Origin of the sequence: Serratia sp. CY40230, from assembly GCF_052168835.1 — a bacterium.
Lineage (GTDB): Bacteria > Pseudomonadota > Gammaproteobacteria > Enterobacterales > Enterobacteriaceae > Serratia > Serratia nematodiphila.
Genome location: NZ_JBJNLX010000002.1, coordinates 549,600 through 570,449, shown reverse-complemented (window position 1 = coordinate 570,449; position 20,850 = coordinate 549,600). Strand labels below are relative to the sequence as shown.

General features: G+C 62.1%; 21 protein-coding genes and 1 riboswitch. Of the genes, 10 read left to right on the top strand and 11 right to left on the bottom strand.

Features of this window, described 5'->3' with window-relative positions; all coding sequences use genetic code 11:
- Window positions 1-16: 16 nt before the first annotated feature.
- A complete protein-coding gene (locus tag ACJ8IJ_RS09900) occupies window positions 17-283 on the top strand; it encodes a VF530 family DNA-binding protein (protein ID WP_044031724.1) in 267 nt (88 codons plus the stop codon).
- A gap of 6 nt (window positions 284-289) precedes the next feature.
- Here the strand turns inward: ACJ8IJ_RS09900 and ACJ8IJ_RS09895 are convergent, their stop codons facing one another.
- Complete coding sequence (locus ACJ8IJ_RS09895) at window positions 290-1,207, bottom strand: gluconeogenesis factor YvcK family protein (protein ID WP_004939781.1); 918 nt, start codon at window positions 1,205-1,207, stop codon at window positions 290-292.
- A 260-nt stretch (window positions 1,208-1,467) separates the two neighbouring features.
- Window positions 1,468-1,612, top strand: a riboswitch (molybdenum cofactor riboswitch).
- Between ACJ8IJ_RS09895 and moaA the strand changes: the two genes are divergently transcribed.
- From moaA to ACJ8IJ_RS09865, 6 genes are all read left to right on the top strand, one after another.
- Window positions 1,599-2,585, top strand: a complete 987-nt coding sequence (moaA, locus tag ACJ8IJ_RS09890) for a GTP 3',8-cyclase MoaA (RefSeq protein WP_033641045.1) — start codon at window positions 1,599-1,601, stop codon at window positions 2,583-2,585. It overlaps the preceding riboswitch by 14 nt.
- A 24-nt stretch (window positions 2,586-2,609) precedes the next feature.
- Window positions 2,610-3,125: a molybdenum cofactor biosynthesis protein B gene (moaB, locus tag ACJ8IJ_RS09885; protein ID WP_021503999.1), complete on the top strand. Its 516-nt coding sequence runs from the start codon at window positions 2,610-2,612 to the stop codon at window positions 3,123-3,125.
- A gap of 3 nt (window positions 3,126-3,128) precedes the next feature.
- Entirely contained in the window at window positions 3,129-3,608 is a 480-nt protein-coding gene (gene moaC, locus ACJ8IJ_RS09880; RefSeq protein WP_004939770.1) for a cyclic pyranopterin monophosphate synthase MoaC, read from the top strand.
- The gene (gene moaD, locus ACJ8IJ_RS09875; protein WP_049187156.1) at window positions 3,605-3,850 is read left to right on the top strand and encodes a molybdopterin synthase sulfur carrier subunit; all 246 of its coding nucleotides are present in this window, start codon (window positions 3,605-3,607) and stop codon (window positions 3,848-3,850) included. Before moaC ends, moaD begins: the two co-directional genes overlap by 4 nt.
- Window positions 3,851-3,852: 2 nt before the next feature.
- Window positions 3,853-4,320: a molybdopterin synthase catalytic subunit MoaE gene (gene moaE / locus ACJ8IJ_RS09870; RefSeq protein WP_286093948.1), complete on the top strand. Its 468-nt coding sequence runs from the start codon at window positions 3,853-3,855 to the stop codon at window positions 4,318-4,320.
- Window positions 4,321-4,450: 130 nt separating this feature from the next.
- Window positions 4,451-5,161 carry a Bax inhibitor-1/YccA family protein gene (locus tag ACJ8IJ_RS09865; protein ID WP_004939761.1) on the top strand — a complete coding sequence of 237 codons (711 nt, stop codon included), beginning with the start codon at window positions 4,451-4,453 and terminating at the stop codon, window positions 5,159-5,161.
- A gap of 70 nt (window positions 5,162-5,231) precedes the next feature.
- On the opposite strand, the gene ACJ8IJ_RS09860 is transcribed toward ACJ8IJ_RS09865, so the two are convergent.
- From ACJ8IJ_RS09860 to cecR, 5 genes are read right to left on the bottom strand one after another with little or no spacing between them, the layout of a single operon-like run.
- A complete protein-coding gene (locus tag ACJ8IJ_RS09860; protein ID WP_048322433.1) occupies window positions 5,232-6,338 on the bottom strand; it encodes an ABC transporter permease in 1,107 nt (368 codons plus the stop codon).
- A gap of 12 nt (window positions 6,339-6,350) precedes the next feature.
- Entirely contained in the window at window positions 6,351-7,505 is a 1,155-nt protein-coding gene (locus ACJ8IJ_RS09855) for an ABC transporter permease (RefSeq protein ID WP_033633869.1), read from the bottom strand.
- Window positions 7,502-9,238, bottom strand: coding sequence for an ATP-binding cassette domain-containing protein (locus ACJ8IJ_RS09850; RefSeq protein ID WP_286093949.1), 1,737 nt, complete (start codon window positions 9,236-9,238; stop codon window positions 7,502-7,504). The genes ACJ8IJ_RS09855 and ACJ8IJ_RS09850 overlap by 4 nt, the downstream gene beginning before the upstream one ends.
- An 8-nt stretch (window positions 9,239-9,246) precedes the next feature.
- Complete coding sequence (gene hlyD / locus ACJ8IJ_RS09845) at window positions 9,247-10,233, bottom strand: secretion protein HlyD (RefSeq protein WP_442518589.1); 987 nt, start codon at window positions 10,231-10,233, stop codon at window positions 9,247-9,249.
- 18 nt (window positions 10,234-10,251) lie between these two features.
- Window positions 10,252-10,950 (bottom strand): transcriptional regulator CecR, encoded by a 699-nt coding sequence (gene cecR, locus ACJ8IJ_RS09840; protein WP_021503995.1) that lies wholly within the window; start codon window positions 10,948-10,950, stop codon window positions 10,252-10,254.
- A gap of 297 nt (window positions 10,951-11,247) precedes the next feature.
- On the opposite strand from cecR, the gene rhlE reads away from it, so the two are divergent.
- From rhlE to dusC, 3 genes are all read left to right on the top strand, one after another.
- Window positions 11,248-12,627 (top strand): ATP-dependent RNA helicase RhlE, encoded by a 1,380-nt coding sequence (gene rhlE / locus ACJ8IJ_RS09835; RefSeq protein WP_442518588.1) that lies wholly within the window; start codon window positions 11,248-11,250, stop codon window positions 12,625-12,627.
- 114 nt (window positions 12,628-12,741) lie between these two features.
- Entirely contained in the window at window positions 12,742-13,701 is a 960-nt protein-coding gene (locus ACJ8IJ_RS09830) for a D-2-hydroxyacid dehydrogenase family protein (RefSeq protein ID WP_442518587.1), read from the top strand.
- A gap of 84 nt (window positions 13,702-13,785) precedes the next feature.
- Entirely contained in the window at window positions 13,786-14,718 is a 933-nt protein-coding gene (gene dusC / locus ACJ8IJ_RS09825) for a tRNA dihydrouridine(16) synthase DusC (RefSeq protein ID WP_004939740.1), read from the top strand.
- 41 nt (window positions 14,719-14,759) lie between these two features.
- On the opposite strand, the gene ACJ8IJ_RS09820 is transcribed toward dusC, so the two are convergent.
- The 5 genes from ACJ8IJ_RS09820 to uhpC all read right to left on the bottom strand — a co-directional run bounded on the left by ACJ8IJ_RS09820 (window position 14,760) and on the right by uhpC (window position 20,827).
- Window positions 14,760-15,026 (bottom strand): hypothetical protein, encoded by a 267-nt coding sequence (locus ACJ8IJ_RS09820; RefSeq protein WP_442518586.1) that lies wholly within the window; start codon window positions 15,024-15,026, stop codon window positions 14,760-14,762.
- A 246-nt stretch (window positions 15,027-15,272) separates the two neighbouring features.
- Window positions 15,273-16,319, bottom strand: coding sequence for a ferric ABC transporter ATP-binding protein (gene fbpC / locus ACJ8IJ_RS09815; RefSeq protein ID WP_442518585.1), 1,047 nt, complete (start codon window positions 16,317-16,319; stop codon window positions 15,273-15,275).
- An 11-nt stretch (window positions 16,320-16,330) separates the two neighbouring features.
- A complete protein-coding gene (locus ACJ8IJ_RS09810; RefSeq protein ID WP_049187169.1) occupies window positions 16,331-18,409 on the bottom strand; it encodes an ABC transporter permease in 2,079 nt (692 codons plus the stop codon).
- Between the two features lie 67 nt (window positions 18,410-18,476).
- Window positions 18,477-19,508, bottom strand: a complete 1,032-nt coding sequence (locus tag ACJ8IJ_RS09805; RefSeq protein WP_004939729.1) for an ABC transporter substrate-binding protein — start codon at window positions 19,506-19,508, stop codon at window positions 18,477-18,479.
- The gene (uhpC, locus tag ACJ8IJ_RS09800; RefSeq protein ID WP_276324918.1) at window positions 19,505-20,827 is read right to left on the bottom strand and encodes an MFS transporter family glucose-6-phosphate receptor UhpC; all 1,323 of its coding nucleotides are present in this window, start codon (window positions 20,825-20,827) and stop codon (window positions 19,505-19,507) included. The genes ACJ8IJ_RS09805 and uhpC overlap by 4 nt, the downstream gene beginning before the upstream one ends.
- Window positions 20,828-20,850: the final 23 nt, after the last annotated feature.

Here is a 20,850-nt window from a genome sequence, read left to right as displayed (position 1 = left end):
ACGAAGAGTACCGAACATGAGCCAACACCAGTCTAAAGACCCGCTGCACGGCGTGACGCTGGAGCAACTGCTGAATAAACTGGTGGATCACTACGGTTGGTCCGAACTGGGCGCGCGCATTCGCATCAACTGCTTCCGCAGCGATCCGAGCATCAAGTCCAGCCTGAAGTTTTTGCGTCGCACGCCCTGGGCGCGCAAAGAGGTGGAAGAGCTGTATATCGATATGGTCAGCCATCCCGCCCCGGCCAGCGATAATCCCTGGCTGCGCGGGCGAGACGGTTAAATTCGGTCAGCGGCGGGCAGCCAGCTCCACCAGCGCGTGATCCAGCGCCTGGCGCAGCAGCTGGCGATCGTGGCGGTAGGGGATGTCGCTCGCTTCCAGCGGCTGTTGAATCACCACCCGATCCTGCACTTCACTGGTGTCCACCGCCGGGCCGACAATCAGCGCATCGATCATCCGGCGGCCGATCTTCTCTTCCATCAGCGTTAGCTTATCCTTTAACGACAGTGCCGCGGCGGCCACGCTCAGTTCGCGGCCGAGGTTGCCGATATAGATCATGCTGGCGCTGCTGCGGCGCAGCGCCTGGGTGAGATCGTCCAGCAGCAGCAGCGGCATCAGGCTGGTGAGGAAACTGCCCGGCCCGATCAGGATCACGTCGGCTTGCGCGATGGCGTCCAGCGCTTCGCGCGTGGCGTTGACCGGGGGCGACAGCATCAGCTCCTGCGGCATAAGAGTCAGTTGGTCAACATTCACTTCACCGTAAACATGGTTGCCTTCGTGATCGTGCGCCATCAAATCCACCGGCTGTTCCGACATCGGAATCAACGCCGCGTCCACCTTCAACAGGCTGCGCACCAGATTGATCGCTTCCAGCGGGCGCACGCTCAGGTGATCCAGCGCTTTCAACATCAGGTTGCCCAGGTTATGGCCGGCCAGTTCGCCGTTGCCGCTGAAGCGGTATTCGAACATCGCCGAGGCGACGCTCGGCTCGGTGATCAGCTGGTTGAGGCAGTTGCGGGTATCGCCCCAGGCAATGCCGCCTTCCGAACGGCGGATGCGGCCGGTGGAACCGCCGTTGTCGGTGGTGGTGACGATGCCGGTCAGGCGGGAGCCTAAGGACGACAGGGCCGACATCACACGGCCCAGACCGTGTCCGCCGCCCAACGCCACCACGCGGTCGAGATCGGCCAGGGTACGATTACGCATAAATTTCCTTACAAAGGGGCTGAACTGCCCGCATAAGGTAGCGGATCCGGCATAAAAACGCGATAAAGAGTGTCATTTGCGTGATTCTGGTCAATTCGTCCACGCAAGCGATGTTTATCATGGTTTACCCGAATAGACGGCGTCTAAAAACGCTGTATAGACAATTATATAGCGAATTAACGCGTTGGCTATCGTTGCCGATTAGCGCTAGAATTCTGCTGAAAACCACGGTTTCATTCCGGCTACTCAAGGTAGCGGGAAGAGAAATCAAACTCCTAGCCCCTGCGCCTACGTTGTTCATCCGGAACGATATGGCGCCTGGGCCGTGGCGAAGTCAGCCACCAGGGTGCAGAGGGGAAACGCTCGCATCTCCCGACTTTGGAAAGGTGTTATGGTACCGCAACTCATTGATGCTTATGAGCGCAAGTTCTATTACCTGCGCTTGTCGATCACCGACGTGTGTAACTTTCGTTGCACCTATTGTCTGCCCGATGGCTACAAGCCGAGCGGCAGCCCGAAAAGCTTCCTGTCGCTGGATGAAATCCGCCGCGTCAGCCGCGCGTTCGCCGAACTGGGCACCGAAAAGGTGCGCCTGACCGGCGGCGAGCCTTCGCTGCGCCGTGATTTTACCGAGATCATCGCCGCCGTGCGGGAAAACCCGGCCATCCGCACGCTGGCGGTCACCACCAACGGCTACCGTCTGGCGCGCGACGTCGCCGCCTGGCGTGATGCCGGTCTGACGGCGATCAACGTCAGCATCGACAGCCTGGATCCCCGTCAGTTTCACGCCATCACCGGCCAGGACAAGTTCCGCCAGGTGATGGACGGCATCGACGCCGCCTTTAGCGCCGGTTTCAGCAAGGTCAAGGTCAACGCCGTGCTGATGCGCGACGTCAATCACCAGCAGCTCGGCGCCTTTCTCGCCTGGATCAAGGATCGGCCGATCCAGCTGCGTTTTATCGAACTGATGGAAACCGGCGAGGGCGGCGAGCTGTTTCGCAAACACCACGTTTCCGGTGAAGTGATTCGCCGGCAGCTGGAACAGCAGGGCTGGCAGCGTCAGGCGCGCGGCCGCAGCGACGGCCCGGCGCAGGTATTCAGCCACCCGGACTACCAGGGTGAGGTGGGTCTTATCATGCCGTATGAAAAAGACTTCTGCGCCAGCTGCAACCGGCTGCGCGTTTCTTCCATCGGCAATCTGCACCTGTGCCTGTTCGGCGAGCAGGGGGTGCCCCTGCGCGATCTGCTGGCGGACGACGGCCAGCTCGACGCGCTGAAGGCGCGCATCCAGAGCGGGCTGCTGAGCAAGAAGCAGACCCATTTCCTGCATCAGGGCAACAGCGGGATCACCCAGAACCTGTCGTTTATCGGCGGCTGACAGCCAATAGGAGCTTATTGAACCATGAGCCATGCGAGCAGCGAGTTTATTGCGGCGCATATCGCCATCCTGACCGTGTCCGACAGCCGCGGCGCGGCGGAAGACACCTCCGGCCAATATCTGCAGGACGCGGCGCGGGAAGCCGGCCATCAGGTGGTGGATCGTGCCATCGTCAAAGATGACATTTACCAGATCCGTGCGCGGGTTTCCGCGTGGATTGCCGATGACAACGTGCAGGCGGTGCTGATCACCGGCGGCACCGGTTTTACCGCGCGCGACAACACGCCGGAAGCGCTGTTGCCGCTGTTCGACAGAGAGGTGGAGGGGTTCGGCGAACTGTTCCGCATGGTGTCGTACGAAGAGATCGGCACCGCGACGATCCAGTCGCGCGCGCTGGCCGGCCTGGCCAACCGCACGGTGATTTTCGCCATGCCGGGTTCCACCCGCGCCTGCCGCACCGCCTGGGAGCGGATTATCGAAGAGCAGTTGGACGCGCGCCATCGGCCGTGCAACTTCCAGCCCCATTTAAAGAAGCCCTGAGTCATGACACAGCTAACCCACATTAACGCCGCCGGCGAAGCCCATATGGTCGACGTTTCCGCCAAGGCCGAAACGGTGCGCGAGGCGCGCGCCGAAGCCTTCGTCGAGATGCTGCCCGCCACGCTGGCGATGATCGTCGACGGCAGCCATCACAAGGGCGACGTGTTCGCCACGGCGCGCATCGCCGGCATTCAGGCGGCCAAACGCACCTGGGAGCTGATCCCGCTGTGCCACCCGCTGATGTTGAGCAAAGTCGAAGTGCAGCTGGAGGCGCAGACGGAGCACAGCCGGGTGCGCATCGAAACCTGCTGCCGGCTGACCGGCAAAACCGGCGTCGAGATGGAGGCGCTGACCGCCGCCTCGGTGGCGGCATTGACCATCTATGACATGTGCAAAGCGGTACAGAAAGACATGGTGATCGGCCCGGTGCGCCTGCTGGCGAAAAGCGGCGGCAAATCCGGCGATTTTAAGGTGAACGCATGATCGATATTCTTTTCTTCGCGCAGGTGCGCGAACTGGTGGGCACCGGCACGCTGTCGATGCCGGCGGATTACCCGACCGTCGAGGCGCTGCGCCAGGCGCTGTGCGCGCGCGGCGATCGCTGGGCGCTGGCGCTGGAGTCCGGCAAGCTGTTGGCGGCGGTCAATCAGTCGCTGGTGGCGGCGGATCACCCGCTGCGCGCCGGCGATGAGGTGGCCTTCTTCCCGCCGGTCACCGGGGGGTAAGCATGGAAAACACCCGCATTCGCGTGGGCGAAGCGCCGTTCAACGTCGGCGACGAGTATCAGTGGCTGGCGCAGTGTGACGCCGACGGCGCGGTGGTGACCTTCACCGGCAAGGTGCGCAACCATAACCTTGGGGACGACGTCAGCGCGCTGACGCTGGAACACTACCCCGGCATGACCGAGAAGGCGCTGACGGAGATCGTGGCCGAGGCGCGCAGCCGCTGGCCGCTGCAGCGCGTGACGGTGATCCACCGCGTTGGCGCGTTGTATCCCGGCGACGAGATCGTGTTCGTTGGCGTGACCGGCGCGCACCGCAGCATGGCGTTCGCCGCCAGCGAGTTCATCATGGACTACCTGAAGACCCGAGCGCCGTTCTGGAAGCGCGAAGCCACCGGCCAGGGCGATCGTTGGGTGGACGCCCGCGACAGCGATCGCGAGGCGGCGCAGCGCTGGCAAAAAGCGGCTAAATAGCGCGTCAACAGCGGAAACAAATCAAGACCTTTGCCGCTTTCGCGCGGCCTATTCTGTGGTACGCTTATAGCAGGCGAAGCCCCGTTCGCGGGGCTTCGGAATCTTGTTTACAACGCAAAAGGTAACCGTCATGGACCGATATCCACGCTCTAATGGTTCAATCGTCGAACGTGCCAACAGCGGCATTCAGGCCTACATGGCGCAGGTTTACGGCTGGATGACCTGCGGTCTGCTGCTGACGGCGTTCGTTTCCTGGTATGCGGCCAATACGCCCGCGATCCTCAACTTCATCTTCTCCAGCCAGATCACCTTCTTCGGTCTGATCATCGCCCAGTTGGCGCTGGTGTTCGTGATTTCCGGCATGGTCAACCGCCTGAGTGGCGCGGTGGCCACCTCGCTGTTCATGCTCTACTCGGCGCTGACCGGGCTGACGCTGTCGAGCATCTTCATCGCTTATACCTACAGCTCAATCGCCAGCACCTTCGTGGTCACCGCCGGCATGTTCGGCGCCATGAGCCTGTACGGCTACACCACCAAGCGCGATCTGAGCGGCTTTGGCAGCATGCTGTTCATGGCATTGATCGGCATCGTGCTGGCCTCGTTGGTGAACATCTGGCTGAAAAGCACCGCGCTGATGTGGGCGATTACCTACATCGGGGTGGTGGTGTTCGTCGGTCTGACCGCGTACGACACGCAAAAACTCAAGGCGATGGGCGAGCAGCTGAACGCCGATGATAAAGACGGCTTCCGCAAGTACGCCATCGTCGGCGCGCTGACGCTGTATCTGGACTTTATCAACCTGTTCCTGATGTTGCTGCGCATCTTCGGCAACCGCCGCTAAATCCGTCGTCTTTCAAGCCTTAGGGTATCTGGCGATCAAAAAGCTCTGCATGTGATATGCAGAGCTTTTTTTATGCGATCTTGCGGCGGAACAGCGCGTAGGCGGCGCTGCCGGTGGTGGCGGTTATCACCAGCAGCGGCCACAGGCTGCGCCAGATGATGCTGAAGCTGGCGTCCTTCAGGTAGATCTGCTTGGTGATGTCGGTGAAGTGGCGTATCGGGTTCACCCAGGTCAGATCCTGCAGCCACACCGGCATATTCTCCACCGGCGAGACATACCCCGAGAGCAGGATCGCCGGCATCATGAACACGAACACGCCGATAAACGCCTGTTGCTGAGTGGCGCACAGCGACGAGATCAGCAGGCCGAAACCGACCAGCGACAGCCCGTATAGCAGCATGGTGGCATAGAACAGCAACAGCGATCCGGCGAACGGGATCTGGTACAGGAAGATGCCGATCAACAGCACGATGCTGGACTGGAAGCTGGCGACGATCAGTGCCGGCACCGCCTTGCCGATAAAGATCTGCCAGGTGGTGAGCGGCGAGACCAGCAGCTGTTCCAGCGTGCCCTGTTCGCGTTCGCGCGCCACCGACAGCGAGGTGACGATCAGCACGCCGATGGTGGTGATCATGGCGATCAGCGACGGCACCACAAACCATTTGTAGTCCAGATTCGGGTTATACCAGTTGCGCACCACCAGTTCGCTGTTGTTGGGTTTGGCGCGGCTGCCGAGCAGTTCGTTCTGATATTCCTGCACGATCTGCTGCACGTAGTTGGCGGCGATCTGCGCGCTGTTGGAGTTGCGCCCGTCGAGCAGCAGCTGCAGCGGCGCGGTGTGGCCGGCGGCGATATCGCGCGAGAACTGCGCCGGGAAGCGGATCAGCAGCAGCGCCCGCTGGTTGTCGATGGTGGTCTTTATCTCCTGCGGATTGCGCAGCAGCAGCACATGGGAGAAGGCTTTGGCCTTGGCGAAGCGTTGGGTCAGCTCCACCGAGGCCTGGCCGCTGTCCTCGCTGTAGACCGCGATGGTGGCGTTGGTGACTTCCAGCGTCGCGGCGAACGGGAACAGCAGCACCTGCAGGATCACCGGCATGATCAGGATGGCGCGGGTTTGCGGATCGCGCAGCAGCGCCTGCATTTCCTTGATGATAAGCGTCAACAGACGGTGAAACATCGCTCTTTCTCCTTAATCCAGCCGGCGCTGGGTTTTCCAGGCCGTCAGGCCGATGAACACCACGGCGGAAGCGATCAGGAACAGCAGATTGATCGCCAGCACGGTGCCGACGTTGCCCGCCAGGAACAGCGTTTGCAGCGTGCTGACGAAGTAACGCGCCGGAATGATGTAGGTCACCGCGCGCACGATGGCCGGCATGCTGTCGATCTGGAAAATGAAGCCGGACAGCATGATCGACGGCAGAAAGGCGGCGTTCAGCGCCACCATCGCCGCGTTGAACTGGTTGCGGGTGAGGGTGGAGATCAGCAGGCCCATGCCGAGGGTGCTGGCGAGGAACAGGCTGCTGATCAGCAGCAGGATCGGCAGCGAACCGCGATAGGGCACGCCGAGCACCCACACCGCCACCGCCATGCACAGCGCCATGGCGATCATGCCGAGGAAGTAATAGGGGATCAGCTTGGAGAGCAGCAGCTCGCTGCGCGTCACCTGGGTGGACAGCAGAGCCTCCATGGTGCCGCGCTCCCATTCGCGGGCGATCACCAGCGAGGTGAGAATGGCGCCGATCACCGTCATGATGATGGTGATGGCGCCGGGAATGATGTAGTGCCGGCTGATGGCCGCCGGGTTGAACCAGTACCGCATCTGCACGTCAATCAGCGGCTTGTCGCTGCTCCCCCGATCGGCGGCGCGTTGCTGTTGCCAAACTTGCCATACGCCCTGGGCATAGCCCTGCACGAAGTTGGCGGTGTTCGGCTCGCTGCCGTCGGTGATCACCTGGATAGGGGCGCTGTCGTGCGGGCGCGCCATGCGCTGGTCGAAATCCACCGGGATCACCACCAGGCCGCGGATCGTGCCAGCCTGCATCTGCTGGATCAGCTGCTGGCGGTTGTCGCTGATGGTCGGTTCGATATAGGGCGAACCGGCGAAGGCGTGGGCCAGATCGCGCGCGTCTTCGCTCTGTTGCTCCATCAGAATGCCCAGATGCAGCTTGCTGGAGTCCAGGTTGATGCCGTAGCCGAAGATGAAAAGCAGCATCAGCGGGATGACGAAGGCGATCAGGCCGCTGCTGGGATCGCGCAGTATCTGCCGCGTTTCCTTCAGGCACAGCGCCCGCAGCCGGCGCCAGGAGAAGCCGCCGTCGTCGATTGGGGGTCGGTTATCGCTCACCGCGTTTCCTCCTCGTCGTAGCCCTGCACCAGCTCGATAAACGCCTGCTCCATCGAAGGGCTGGGATTGTCGTCGCGCGCCACCTGTTGTTTGAGATCGTCCGGCGTGCCGGCGGCGATGATCTTGCCGCGATACACCAGGCCGATGCGGTCGCAGTATTCCGCCTCGTCCATAAAGTGGGTGGTCACCATCACCGTGACGCCCTTGTCGACCATGCCGTTGATGTGCAGCCAGAACTCGCGCCGCGTCAGCGGATCGACGCCGGAAGTCGGTTCGTCGAGGAACAGAATATCCGGTTCGTGCATCAGCGCGCAGGCCAGCGCCAGGCGCTGTTTGAAGCCGAGCGGCAGCGCGTCCGGCGTCTGATCGAGGATCGGTGCGAAGTTGAAGGCGCGCGACATTTCGTCGATTTTGTCGCGCTGCGCCTTGCCGCTCAGGCCGTAGACGCCGGAGAAGAACTTCAGGTTCTGCGCCACCGTCAGGTTGCCGTACAGCGAGAATTTTTGCGCCATGTAGCCGAGGCGCTGGCGCGCCTTGCCGGAGCTGGTCTTCAGATCCATCCCCAGCACCAGCGCCTTGCCGCCGGACGGCACCAGCAGGCCGCACATCATTTTGAAGGTGGTGGACTTGCCGGCGCCGTTCGGGCCGAGCAGGCCGAAGATTTCTCCGCGCCGCACCTGAAAGTCGACGTGATCGGTGGCGGCGAAGTCGCCGAATTTTTTGGTCAGCTGCACCGCTTCGATCACCGTTTCGCCGCTTTCACCGTTGACGGTCGGCATGATCTCCGCCAGCGCCGAGCGATGGTTGGGGCCGCCGCCGAGCAGATCGATAAACGCATCCTCGAAGCGCGGATCCGCTTCGTCCAGTTCGGCGTCCGGTAGATCCAGCGCCTGCAGCAGCTGCCGGTGATCTTCGCCTTCTTTCAGGATCAGGCGCAGGTACTTGCCCTGGATCACGCCGTCGGTGACCGCCGGCAGGCAGATCGCCCGCTGCAGCAACGATCGATGGCTGCCCGGCGGCGCGGCGATCAACACCGTGCGCCCGGCCATGCGCTGGGTCAGATCCTGTGGCGCGCCGCTGAACAGCAGCTCACCCTCGTTGAGCAACAGCACTTCGCGGCACTGCTCGGCCTCGTCGAGATAAGAGGTGCTCCACAGGATCAACATGCCGTCGTTGGCCAGCTCGTGCACCATGCGCCACAGCTCGCGGCGCGAGATCGGATCGACGCCGACGCCCGGCTCGTCCAGCAACAGCACCTGGGGTTCGCCGACCAGCGTGCAGGCCAGGCCGAGCTTCTGTTTCATGCCGCCGGACAGTTTGCCCGCCAGGCGCTCGGTGAAACGCGTCAGATCGGTAAATTTCAATAGCCGTTCGAAGGTCTGGCGCCGCAGATCGCCGGTAACGCCGCGCAGATCGGCGTACAGCGTCAGGTTCTCCATCACCGTCAGATCCTCATACAGCCCGAACTTCTGCGGCATGTAGCCGAGGATCGCGTGCAGTTGACGATCCTGCGCGATCGGATCCAGCCCGGCGACCCGCAGCTTGCCGTTGCTGGGCTGCAGCAGCCCGGCCAGCATGCGCAGCAGGGTGGTTTTGCCGGCGCCGTCCGGGCCGACCAGCCCGATGACCGCGCCGCTGCGCAGGGTGGTGGTCAGGCTGGCGACCGCCGGTTTCTCAAGCGACGGGAAGCGTTTTTCCAGCCCTTCCAGCTCGATGGTGTGCGCCTGTTCCATGGCCGGCCTCAGGGTTTGGCGAAGCGCAGGGTGACCGGCATGCCCTGGCGCAGCGCGTCGTCGGCGTCGGTGACGATCACCCGCAGGCGGTACACCAGATCGGTGCGCAGATCCGGCGTTTCAACGCTTTTCGGCGTGAATTCCGCGGTCGGCGAGACGAAACCGATCTTGCCGTGGTAAGGCTTGTCGGGGCGGCCGTCGGTGTAAATTTCCAGCTCGGTGCCGGGCACCGCCTGACTCAGGCTGGTCTCGTTGACGTAGGCGCGCACCCACACCGGCCGGGTCAGCGACAGGGTGAACACCGTACCGCCGGCGCCGAGCATGGTGCCCGGCTCCACCGCGCGGGTCAGTACCGTGCCGGCGGACGGGGAGACCAGCGTGGCGTCTTGCTGGTTCAATTGCGCCTGCGCCAGCGCCGCTTCGCTCTGCGCCACGTCGGCCTTGGCCTGTTCAATCTCTTGCGGGCGATTGCCGCTGCGGTATTGCGACAGCTTGTCCTTCGCCGCCTGCAGGTTGGCCTGCGCCTGATTGCGGGCGGTGCGCGCATCCTCCAGCGCGTCGGCGGACGTAGCGTTTTTCGCCCACAGCCCTTGCTGGCGCTTCAGGAAGCTGTCGGCGTAAGCGAAGGCGGACTGGCGCTGCGCCATTTCTGACTGCACCTGGGCGATCTCTTCGGTGCGATAGCCGGCCTGCAGCAGCGACAGTTTGGCACGCGCGCTGCCGACGTTGGCCTCGGCCTGCTGCAGCGCGTTGTGATAGGGGGCATCGTCCAGTTTGCCGAGCAGCTGGCCCGGCTGAACGGTATCGCCTTCATCTACCGTCAGCGACGCCAGGCGGCCGTCGACGCGGAAGCCGAGGTTGACCGTGCGGATATCGACGTTGCCGTACAGCGTCAGCGGCTTATCCTGCTGCTGTTGGTAATGCCAGACCGCGTAAGCGGCGGCCGCGATCAGCAGAATTAACAACACGATCAAGGCACTGCGTTTTTTGTTCATAACACTCCCTGCCTGAATTTACGCGCCGTGACGTTGGCGCAGCCCAATAACCAAAATCTCGATATGTTCGCTCAGCACCGCCGCGATCTGCGCAGCTTCACTTTCACCAATCTCTTGCCAGCCGGCCTGGCGGCGGATGGTCTCTCGCGCTACGCGGAACGACAGCACCTCGCCGATCAGCGCGTGGGTATGCAGCACCAGACGAGTGGCGTGCTCGTCAATGCCGGTGGCAGCAGACAGCAGGCGGCACAGCCGCTCGTGCATCGGCGCGATCACCTGGCGGTGGATCAGCGGATAGGCCTCGGTCGGGGCGAGCTGTTCGCGCGACATGATTTTGCTCAGGTTCAGCGTGTGCGGCTGGGTCATCAGCTCGCTGAAGGCCAGCAGGCCGCGCTGCAGCAAGCGTAGCGCCGCGTCGGGTGAGCGTTGTTCGGGCGCTTCTTGCCCAAAGCGATCGACCTCTTCGGCCAACGGGGCGAACGCCTGCTGGATGAAATCGGCGAGCGACTGCGCCACGGCCAGATACAGCCCCTCTTTGGAGCTGAAGTAGTAGGTGATGGCGGCGATGTTCTGGCCGGCGCGCTGGGCGATATCGCGCGTGGTGGCGCCCTGCAGGCCGAATTCGCCGAACAGTTCGGTCGCCGCGGCGAGCAGTTGCCGGCGCGTTTGCTCGCCGCGCGCCCGGCCGGCGGCCTGATGAGGTACGGAAGCTGGCATGGGTCACGCTCGAAGTTAATCAATCATATGATTAACTTTATGCCAGATTGTCTAAAACGCAACCGCTAACCACAATGAGTTATGTGATCGGCTTCAGACAATGCTGAATTTACGGCAGATTGTGCTCTGGGTGCGTAAAAGTGCTTTTTATTGCGCGACTTCTGTTACAATCGCCGCCTGGTGCACTGCAGTTTGTGCCAATCCCTCGTGGTCATGCTTAATGCCCCGTCTGATCATCCTCCCAGGAAACTGCACCGAACACCGTTAGGTTAGGGGGGATCTGGAGTTTTTCTCTTTATGTCATTTGAAACCCTCGGCTTAAGTGCTGAAATTGTGCGCGCTGTTGAAGAACAGGGCTATCGCGAACCGACGCCAATCCAGCGTCAGGCTATCCCTGTCGTGCTTGAAGGTCGTGACCTGATGGCCAGCGCCCAGACCGGCACCGGTAAAACCGCCGGTTTTACCCTGCCGCTGTTGCAGCTGCTGAGCAAGCATGACCATCCGGTCAAGGGCCGTCGCCCGGTGCGCGCGCTGATCCTGACGCCAACCCGTGAGCTGGCGGCGCAGATCGGCGAAAACGTCGATGCCTACAGCAAACACCTGCGCCTGCGTTCGCTGGTGGTGTTTGGCGGCGTGAGCATCAACCCGCAGATGATGAAGCTGCGCGGCGGCGTCGATATCCTGGTGGCGACGCCGGGCCGTCTGCTGGATCTGGAGCATCAGAACGCGGTTGACCTGTCCAAAATCGAAATTCTGGTGCTGGATGAAGCGGACCGCATGCTGGACATGGGCTTTATCCACGACATCCGCCGCGTGCTGGCCAAGCTGCCGACCAAGCGCCAGAACCTGCTGTTCTCTGCCACGTTCTCCGACGACATCAAGGCGCTGGCCAACAAGCTGCTGCATAACCCGGCCTCGGTGGAAGTGGCGCGCCGCAACACCGCGTCCGAGCAGATTGAGCAGAGCGTGCACTTCGTCGACAAGAAGCGTAAGCGGGAACTGCTGTCACAGATGATCGGCGAAGGCGACTGGAAACAGGTGCTGGTGTTTACCCGCACCAAGCACGGTGCCAACCACCTGGCGGAACAGCTGAACAAAGACGGCATCACCGCCGCTGCGATCCACGGTAACAAGAGCCAGGGCGCCCGTACCCGTGCGCTGGCCGATTTCAAAGACGGCCGCATCCGCGTGCTGGTGGCGACCGACATCGCGGCGCGCGGTCTGGATATCGACCAGCTGCCGCACGTGGTGAACTACGAGCTGCCTAACGTGCCGGAAGACTATGTGCACCGTATCGGCCGTACCGGCCGTGCGGAGCGTACCGGCGAAGCTATCTCGCTGGTGTGCGTGGATGAGCACAAGCTGCTGCGCGACATCGAACGTCTGCTGAAGCGTGAAATTCCGCGCATTGCGCTGCCGGGCTACGAGCCGGATCCGACCATCAAGGCCGAGCCGATCATCAACGGCCGCCAGGGCGGCGGACGCGGTGCGCCGCGCGGCAACGGCGGCGGCCAACGTTCCGGTAACGGCGGCGGTCAGCGCAGCGGTAACGCCAACGGCGGCCAGCGTGAAAACCGTGGCAACGGTAACGGCAACGCTCGCCCGCAGGGTGACGGCCAGCGCCGTTCTGGCGCGCCGGCCCCGCGTCGCCCGCGCAACCGCAAACCGGCCGAATAAGCCTGATTGCTCAAAGAGTAAGCCGCCGATACGGGCGGCTTTTTTTTTGCCTGGCGGAACGGCATTTTCGTACTAGGCTGGACGGTGGCTACCCCTAGATTCCAGGAGACGGAAATGAAATTGAAGTGCGCAATTCTCGATGATTACCAGCAGGTGGCGCTCAAGATGGCGGACTGGTCGGCGCTGGCCGATCGGGTGGAGGTGTCGGCCATCAGCGCGCACTTTACCGATGAAGCGGAGCTGGCGGTGCATCTGCAGGAGTGCGACATTCTGGTCATCATGCGCGAGCGCACGCCGATGACCGCCTCGCTGCTGGCGCGGCTGCCGAAGCTGAAGCTGCTGATCACCTCCGGCATGCGCAACGCCGCTATCGATCTGGCCGCCGCCGCCGAGCGCGGCGTGATGGTGTGCGGCACCGCCAGCGGCTCGGCCGCGCCGATGGAACTGACCTGGGCGCTGCTGCTCGGGCTGGCGAAGCATATCGTGCCGGAAAACGTCGGGCTGCGGAACAACGGCCCGTGGCAGCTGGGCTTGGGCGTCACGCTGCAAGGAAAAACGCTGGGGCTGCTGGGGCTGGGCAAGATCGGTGGCCAGATGGCCAGGGTGGCGCAGGCGTTCGGCATGCGGGTGCTGGCCTGGAGCCAGAACCTGACGGCGGAACGGGCGGCGCAGGAGGGCGCTGAGCTGGCGCCGTCCAAGCGGGCGCTGTTTGAGCAGAGCGATTTTGTCTCCATTCACCTGGTGCTGAGCGATCGCAGCCGCGGGTTGGTGGGGCGTGATGAATTGGCGGCGATGAAGCCCACCGCGTACCTGATCAATACCTCGCGCGCGGGCATCGTCGATCGGGCGGCGTTGGTGGACGTCCTGCAACAGCGGAAGATCGCCGGCGCCGGGCTGGACGTGTTCGAGACGGAGCCGCTGCCGGCCGACGACGTGTTTCGCCAGTTGCCCAACGTGCTGGCGACGCCGCATGTGGGTTATGTGGCGGACGACAATTACCGCGCCTACTTCACCGAGGCGGTCGAGGACATTGCGGCGTTCCTTGCCGGCCAACCGATCCGCCGGCTGGGCTGACGGTATTTTTAATGCCCGCTGAGGCTTGTCTGGCGCGGGCATTCACCCGTATCATTGCGGGTCTTTTTTTAGCTGGGATTGGTCATGCGCGTATTATTGGCTCCGATGGAGGGCGTTCTCGATTCTTTGGTGCGTGAGTTACTCACCGAAGTGAACGACTACGATCTGTGCATCACCGAATTTTTGCGCGTGGTCGATCAGCTGCTGCCGGCCAAGTCGTTCTACCGGCTGTGCCCGGAGCTGCGCCACGCCAGCCGCACACCGTCGGGCACGCTGGTGCGGGTACAGCTGCTGGGGCAGTATCCGCAGTGGCTGGCGGAGAACGCCGCGCGCGCGGTGGAATTGGGCTCTTACGGCGTCGATCTCAACTGCGGCTGCCCGTCCAAGCTGGTGAACGGCAGCGGCGGCGGGGCGACGCTGCTCAAAGATCCGGAATTGATCTACCAGGGCGCCAAAGCGATGCGCGCGGCGGTGCCGGCCCATCTGCCGGTCACGGTGAAGGTGCGCCTGGGCTGGGACTCCTCCAATCGCAGCTTTGAAATCGCCGATGCGGTGCAGCAGGCGGGCGCCAGTGAGCTGACGGTGCACGGCCGCACCAAAGAGGACGGCTACAAGGCGGATCGCATCAACTGGGCGGCGATCGGCGAGATCCGTCAGCGGCTCAGCATCCCGGTTGTCGCCAACGGCGAGATCTGGGATCACCAGAGCGCACAGGATTGCCTGCAGGCGACCGGCTGCGACGCCATCATGCTGGGGCGCGGCGCGCTCAACGTGCCGAATCTGAGCCGGGTGGTGAAGTACAACGAACCGCGCATGCCCTGGCCGCAGGTGGTTGAGCTGCTGCAAAAATACGTCCATCTGGAAAAGCAGGGCGACACCGGCCTGTATCACGTGGCGCGCATCAAACAGTGGTTGGGCTATTTGCGCAAAGAATATGACGAAGCCACCGAACTGTTCAGCGAAATACGCGCGCTGACGACATCCGGGGATATTGCGCGCGTCATCTGCCGCAGCTAAAAATAAACCCGCGCGCGGCGGGTTTATTTAAATCGGTATTATCAGGCGGCTTTGTCGAGACGGTTCAATTCTATCTCGATATCCTGAATGGTTTTTTCCAGCCCTTCCAGACAGGCGCCCTGTTTATTCAACAGGTCGTTAATGGCTTCGGCGAATGCCTTATTTTTGCATTCCCCCTGATCGAAGGCCAGCCAGTGTGCGGAGAGCGTCTCGGTATTCGCCTGTGCATAGTGGCGCATTTCTTTCAGCTGGGAAGTGACGTTGCGTAAATTATCCAGCTGCGCCTGTGCGTTTGCATTGTTGCTCATGAATTTCTCCTTGAGTTGGCCGTTAAATAATTTCGACTGCGGGACTAAGCTTACCCTATCTAAATAAAAATATCACCCTCGGTGGCCTTGTGGGTTATTTTTCAATGAATGCGGATATATTTATTATTCGGCTGAACAAGGACTTGGGTAGAATTGTAAAAATAGATAAATACGGTTTTTTTGGCGGTTATTTTCGGTCATTCCATACGGAATGACCGTTATTCTAACGCTTAAGGGTGATGCTTATTATGCCGCGTCCGCCAGCATAAACATGCCGTAGGGGTGTATTTCCAGATAATACTGCTCGCCGACGTTGGGCTGCAGGCGGGTGGCGTTGACCTGCAGCAAAATCTGCTGCTCGTGCCACGCCACCGTCACCTCATACTGCGGCCCCATGTAGGCGACATGTTCGATCACGCAGCGCTGGCTTTCCTCGCCGTGCTCACTCAGCGTGATCGCTTCCGGGCGCACGCCCACCGTGCCGGCGCCCTGGGCGGCAAAGTGCGCGGGGCGCGGCAGGCGATAGCCGCTGATATCGACATGGTCGGCGCTGAAGCTGGCCGGGAACAGGTTGGCGTCCCCCATAAAGCTCGCCATAAAGCGCGAGGCGGGCTGCCGATAGAGATCCTGCGGCGAGCCCATCTGCATGATATGCCCCTTGTTCATCACCAGCACGGTGTCGGAGACCGCAAAAGCCTCGCTCTGATCGTGGGTGACGTACAGCGACGTGATATCAAACTGCTTTTGCAGCTCGCGGATCTTTTCACGCATGCTGCGGCGCAGGTTGGCGTCGAGGTTGCTCAACGGCTCGTCGAACAGCAGCACTTTCGGCTTGAGGATCAGCGCGCGCGCCAGGGCCACGCGCTGCTGTTGGCCGCCGGAGATCTGATCGACATAGCGATCGTCGAATCCCGCCAAGTCCACCATCGCCAGCGCTTCCTGCACGCGCGCTTTCACTTCGGCGCGCGGGATGCCGAGCATCTTCAGCCCATAGCCGACGTTCTCTCCCAGTGACATATGCGGGAACAGGGCATAAGACTGGAACACCATGCAGATATCACGCTGCTGTATGGAACGATGAGTGACGTCTTCACCATCAATGAATATCTGCCCGTCGCTCGGCTTTTCCAGCCCGGCGACCAGGCGCAAAATGGTGGTCTTGCCGCAACCGGAAGGGCCGAGCAGCGTCACCATTTGCCCCCGCGGGATGGTGAGCGTGATGTTATCGATTACCGTGTTGTTGCCGAACCGTTTGGAGACGTTGCGCAGTTCAACGAAATTTTTCTGGCTCATCATGGGCTCCATTACGCCTGGTTTTTGGCTTTTGAACGGGAGATGCGTGCCTCGCCGATCAGCCAGTCAAAGAGGAAAATAATCGCCAGCATCACCACGATCAGAATTGAACCGTAGGCGATCGCCACGCCGTATTCGCCGTCTTCCACGCGGTTGAGGATGTAGGCGGTGGCCACGCGGGTATCGGGCGTCACCAGGAAGACGATGGCGCTGACGGTGGTGATGGCGCGCACGAAGCTGTAGATCAGCGCCGACAGGATCGCCGGGCGCAGCAGCGGCAGCAGGATGTGCGTGATGGTGCGCAGCGAGCCGGCGCGCAGGCTGAGCGAGGCTTCGTCCAGCGATTTGTCTATCTGGCCCAGCCCGGCGATCCCGGCGCGAATGCCCACCGGCACGTTGCGCATCACCATCGAGATAATCACGATGGCGGCCGTCCCGGTGAGGTACACCGGCGCACCGTTAAAGGCGAGAATGTAAGAGACGCCCGCCACGGTGCCCGGCACCGCAAAGCACAGCATAGTGGTGAACTCGATGGTCTTTTTGCCCTTGAACTGCTGGCGCACCACGATCCAGGCGATCAGCAGGCCGAACGCGGCGGTGATTGGCGCGGCGATCCCGGCGTACAGCAGCGTGTCGAGCAGCGAAGGCCACGCGCCGTCGCTCATGCCCTGGCCGAACAGTTTGATGAAGTTATCCAGCGTCAGCGTGTAATCCACTCCCCAGTTGACGGTGAAGCTGCCGTAGAAAATGCTGCCGTAAAGCAGGGCATTAAAGGCTACCCACACCGCCAGCAGCGCGATCACGCCCCACACCAGCGTGACCGGCAGCGGCTGCACGTCGCCGCGATACGATTTGCCGGACACGGTGACGTAGGAACGTTTGCCGATCCACATATACTGGATGCAGAACACCAGCAGTGAGAACAGCAGCAGGAAGGCGCCGAGGGTGCTGGCGGCCTGATAATCGAGCTGCGAACCGGTGATGTAAAAATAGATTTGCGTCGCCAGCACGTCGAAGTTGCCGCCGAGCACCAGCGGGTTGCTGAAGTCGGCCAGCGATTGCACCACCACGATCAGAAACGCGTTGGCCAGCGCCGGTTTTAGCAGCGGCACGAACACACCGTTAAAGGTTTGCCAGCGGCTGGCGCGCAGGGTGTAGGAGGCCTCTTCCAGCGAAGGATGAATGGTCTTGATCGCGCCGTCGAGGATCATGAACGCCATCGGGGTGAACGCCAGCACCTGCGCCAGCCAGATGCCGGTAAAGCCGTACAGCCAGTTGGTGTTGGTCAGACCGAACCAGGCCACCATCCACTCGGTCACGTAGCCGGAGCGCCCCATCATCAGCGTAACCCCCAGCCCGACGACGAACGGCGGCGTGACGATGGGCAAGATGGAGAAGATGCGGCCGATAATGGCGCTGCGCCTGGCGATACGGGTGGTGTAAATCGCTAGCACCAGGCCGAAGAAGGTGCAGCCGGTGCCTACCGCGATCGACAGGGCGATGGAGTTGAGGATCACCTGGACGATGTGCGCCTGCGACAGCACGTTCATAAACGCCAGCGGCGCGAAGGCGCCCGTCTGGTCGGTGAACATCGGAATGAAAATCGCGATGCTCGGCCAGACGATGAAGACGCCGATCAGCGCCACGATGGTGACCAGCGCGCCGATAACGAAACGGTCGCCGCCCAGCCAGTCGAGGCGGGTCAGCGCCAACGTCATGATGGCGCCCAGCGCGGTCAACTGCACCAGGGTAGCGTAGCCTAAACCGCGTCCCGCTACCGTGGCGCTGACGACGATAAAGGCCATGCACAGCAGCGCCCAGCCGGCGTCGAACGCGTGGCGCCGCCGCCGTTCACCGCCCGCCGCAGCGTAAGGGCGCAGCAGCAGCAGGCTCGGCAGCAGGCACCAAAGCCAGCTGACATTGCGATTTGACCAGCCGTAGGCCGCGAGGATCTCTTCGCCGGTGGACTCCAGCAGGCCGTAATCCAGGCTCCAGCTCGGCAGCAGGGCGAACGCCAGCCAGCCGAGCAAAACCCAAAGGAATATCGCATCTCGTTTTTTTACGAGATGGAGTGCATGTGTATGTGACATAAGTTTCCCGGATGTTCAGGCCGGGCAAACCGTGGGGCTTACCCGGCAACAGGCGCAGAATGTGGGCTTATTTACCCATCTTGACTTCGCTGACCCATTTGTTGATCAGCGCCTTGCGGACCTCGGTCGAGCCGTACTTGTCCATGTCGTAGTTGATCAGCTTCAGATCGTCGAGCTTCAGCGAGTTCGGCGAGGTATCGGCGGTGGTGTTGGTCAGGATCTGATAGGATTTGCCTTGCTTCCACGCCAGCTCCTGCGCCTCTTTCGACAGCACCCAATCCACGAACAGTTTGGCGTTGTCGAGGTTGCGCGCGCCTTTGAGGATGCTGACGCCGCCGATTTCATAGCCGGTGCCTTCGCAAGGCGAGATCAGCTCCAGCGGCGCGCCCTGTTCTTTTTCAAGCGAATAGTCATGCAGGAAACCGATGCCGATCGCCGTTTCACCGCGGGCGGCGTTGCGCGCCGGGGCAATGCCGGACTTGGTGTACTGCGAGACGTTGGCGTTCAGCTGCTTGAGGTAATCGAACGCCTGATCGTCTCCCCACAGCTGGGCAAAGGTCGCCAGCGCGGTATAGGCGGTGCCGGAGCTTTGCGGATCGGCGATTTGAATCTCGCCCTTGTATTCCGGCTTGGTCAGGTCTTTCCAGCATTTGGGCACCGGCAGGTTTTTCTCTTTCAGGCGTTGGGTGTTGACGCCAAAGCCGAGAATGCCGACGTAGACCGCCGAGGAGTAGTTGCCTTTCAGCTTGGCCGGATCGCGGAATTGCGTCATCACCTGGTCGAGGTTCGGCGATTTGTACGGCTGCAGCAGCCCCATTTCACCGGCCTGGGATTGCGGATCGAGCGTGCCGCCGTACCAGACGTCCGCCTGCGGGTTCTTCTTCTCGGCGTCCACTTTCGCCAGCGTGCTGCCGGAGCCGTTGCGGATGAACGAGGTTTTCACGTCATATTTCTCGCCGAAGGCTTTGGTTTCCGCTTCGCACATTTCATTGGTGGCGCTGCAGTAGACCACCAGGCGGCCCTTGGCGTGCGCGGCGCCGCTCAGAGTCGCCAGCGCGATGCCGGACGCTATCAGGGTAGTGACCCACGTTTTTTTCATTGTTTTATCCTTCTCTCGGTAGAGGTGGTAACGCTCGCCATCAGCAGCGGCATCAGCAATAAACCCATAAGAACGGCGGCGATGGACAGCAAACTGAACATGCCCGACCAGCCGTAGCCTTCGATGACCCGCGACAGCGGCCAGCCCGCCAGCGCCGCCCCCAGGTAGGCGAACAGGCCGAGAAAGCCGGTGATGGAGCCCGCGGCGCCTTTGTGCCCGCATTCCACGGCGGCGAGGCCAATCAGCATCTGTGGGCCGAAAACAAAAAAGCCCACCGTAAAGAAACAGCCCGCCAGCAGCGCGTAGTGATGCACCGGCGCCAGCCACAGCGCGGCGACGGAAACCATCAGCCCGAGCGTGAACAGCAAAATCATCGGCGCGCGCTGCCCGCCGAACAGCACATCCGATCCCCAGCCGGCGAACAGCGCGCCGAGCAGGCCGCCTATCTCGAACAGCATCACCGTCGCGTTGGCGCTGAGCAGGTTGACGCCGTGGCTTTCCGTCAGCCACAGATTGCCCCAGTCGTTCAACGCAATGCGGATCAGGTAGACCAGCACGTAAGAGACGCCCAGCAGCCAGATCATCGGGTTCTTCAGCATCGTGGTACGCAACATCCGCCACAGCCCCATCGGCGGGCTTTGCTGTTCCTGGCGCAGTTCCAGCGGATCGTGGCGCCACTGGCCGACCGACGGCAGGCCTTCTTCCTGCGGCGTGCCTGTCAGCCGCCGCGTGAGCCAGAGGCCCAACACCATGCTGACGGCCCCCGGGATCAACATCGCCGCCTGCCAGCCCCAGCGCTGGGCGGCGAAGGCGCTGATCAGCGGCACGATCGCGCCGCCGAGGTTGATCGACATATTCCAGCAGCCCCACCAGAAGCCGCGCTCGTTGCGCGAATACCAGTGGGTCAGCAGCCGCGCGCAGGGCGGCCAGCCCCAGCCCTGAAAGAAGCCGTTCAGCGCCCAGACCGCCAACAGCAGCGTCAGCGATTCGCCGAAGGCGAACGCCACGTTCAGCACGCCGGTGGCGAACAGGCCGATCCCCATAAACCTGCGCTGCCCGTGGCCGTCGTGCCACAACCCGGCAGCGAATTTCGACAGGCCGTAGCTCAGATAAAACAGCGAGCCGAGCAGGCCGATGTCCCCTTTATCCAGCCCCAAATCCATTTGCAGCGCCGGCAGCACGTAATTCACGCTTTTGCGCGTCAGGTAAAAGGCGGCGTAGCCGATGACCATGTACAGCAGCAGTCGCGGGCGCAGCGCGCGGTAACGATGGTCGATTTCAGATGCCGAGCGTGTCTGCATAGCCGTCTCCCTGGTGATGACTATAAGAAGATGAAAGGGAA

What these genes read in the sequence shown, in the direction of transcription:
- cecR (WP_021503995.1), bottom strand. Translation starts at nt 10,950, where the DNA reads ATGCCAGCTTCCGTACCTCATCAGGCCGCCGGCCGGGCGCGCGGCGAG.
- ACJ8IJ_RS09830 (WP_442518587.1), top strand. Translation starts at nt 12,742, where the DNA reads ATGAAATTGAAGTGCGCAATTCTCGATGATTACCAGCAGGTGGCGCTC.
- dusC (WP_004939740.1), top strand. Translation starts at nt 13,786, where the DNA reads ATGCGCGTATTATTGGCTCCGATGGAGGGCGTTCTCGATTCTTTGGTG.
- moaB (WP_021503999.1), top strand. Translation starts at nt 2,610, where the DNA reads ATGAGCCATGCGAGCAGCGAGTTTATTGCGGCGCATATCGCCATCCTG.
- moaE (WP_286093948.1), top strand. Translation starts at nt 3,853, where the DNA reads ATGGAAAACACCCGCATTCGCGTGGGCGAAGCGCCGTTCAACGTCGGC.
- fbpC (WP_442518585.1), bottom strand. Translation starts at nt 16,319, where the DNA reads ATGAGCCAGAAAAATTTCGTTGAACTGCGCAACGTCTCCAAACGGTTC.
- moaC (WP_004939770.1), top strand. Translation starts at nt 3,129, where the DNA reads ATGACACAGCTAACCCACATTAACGCCGCCGGCGAAGCCCATATGGTC.
- moaA (WP_033641045.1), top strand. Translation starts at nt 1,599, where the DNA reads ATGGTACCGCAACTCATTGATGCTTATGAGCGCAAGTTCTATTACCTG.
- hlyD (WP_442518589.1), bottom strand. Translation starts at nt 10,233, where the DNA reads ATGAACAAAAAACGCAGTGCCTTGATCGTGTTGTTAATTCTGCTGATC.
- ACJ8IJ_RS09900 (WP_044031724.1), top strand. Translation starts at nt 17, where the DNA reads ATGAGCCAACACCAGTCTAAAGACCCGCTGCACGGCGTGACGCTGGAG.
- ACJ8IJ_RS09805 (WP_004939729.1), bottom strand. Translation starts at nt 19,508, where the DNA reads ATGAAAAAAACGTGGGTCACTACCCTGATAGCGTCCGGCATCGCGCTG.
- ACJ8IJ_RS09820 (WP_442518586.1), bottom strand. Translation starts at nt 15,026, where the DNA reads ATGAGCAACAATGCAAACGCACAGGCGCAGCTGGATAATTTACGCAAC.
- rhlE (WP_442518588.1), top strand. Translation starts at nt 11,248, where the DNA reads ATGTCATTTGAAACCCTCGGCTTAAGTGCTGAAATTGTGCGCGCTGTT.
- ACJ8IJ_RS09860 (WP_048322433.1), bottom strand. Translation starts at nt 6,338, where the DNA reads ATGTTTCACCGTCTGTTGACGCTTATCATCAAGGAAATGCAGGCGCTG.
- ACJ8IJ_RS09895 (WP_004939781.1), bottom strand. Translation starts at nt 1,207, where the DNA reads ATGCGTAATCGTACCCTGGCCGATCTCGACCGCGTGGTGGCGTTGGGC.
- ACJ8IJ_RS09810 (WP_049187169.1), bottom strand. Translation starts at nt 18,409, where the DNA reads ATGTCACATACACATGCACTCCATCTCGTAAAAAAACGAGATGCGATA.
- moaD (WP_049187156.1), top strand. Translation starts at nt 3,605, where the DNA reads ATGATCGATATTCTTTTCTTCGCGCAGGTGCGCGAACTGGTGGGCACC.
- ACJ8IJ_RS09850 (WP_286093949.1), bottom strand. Translation starts at nt 9,238, where the DNA reads ATGGAACAGGCGCACACCATCGAGCTGGAAGGGCTGGAAAAACGCTTC.
- ACJ8IJ_RS09865 (WP_004939761.1), top strand. Translation starts at nt 4,451, where the DNA reads ATGGACCGATATCCACGCTCTAATGGTTCAATCGTCGAACGTGCCAAC.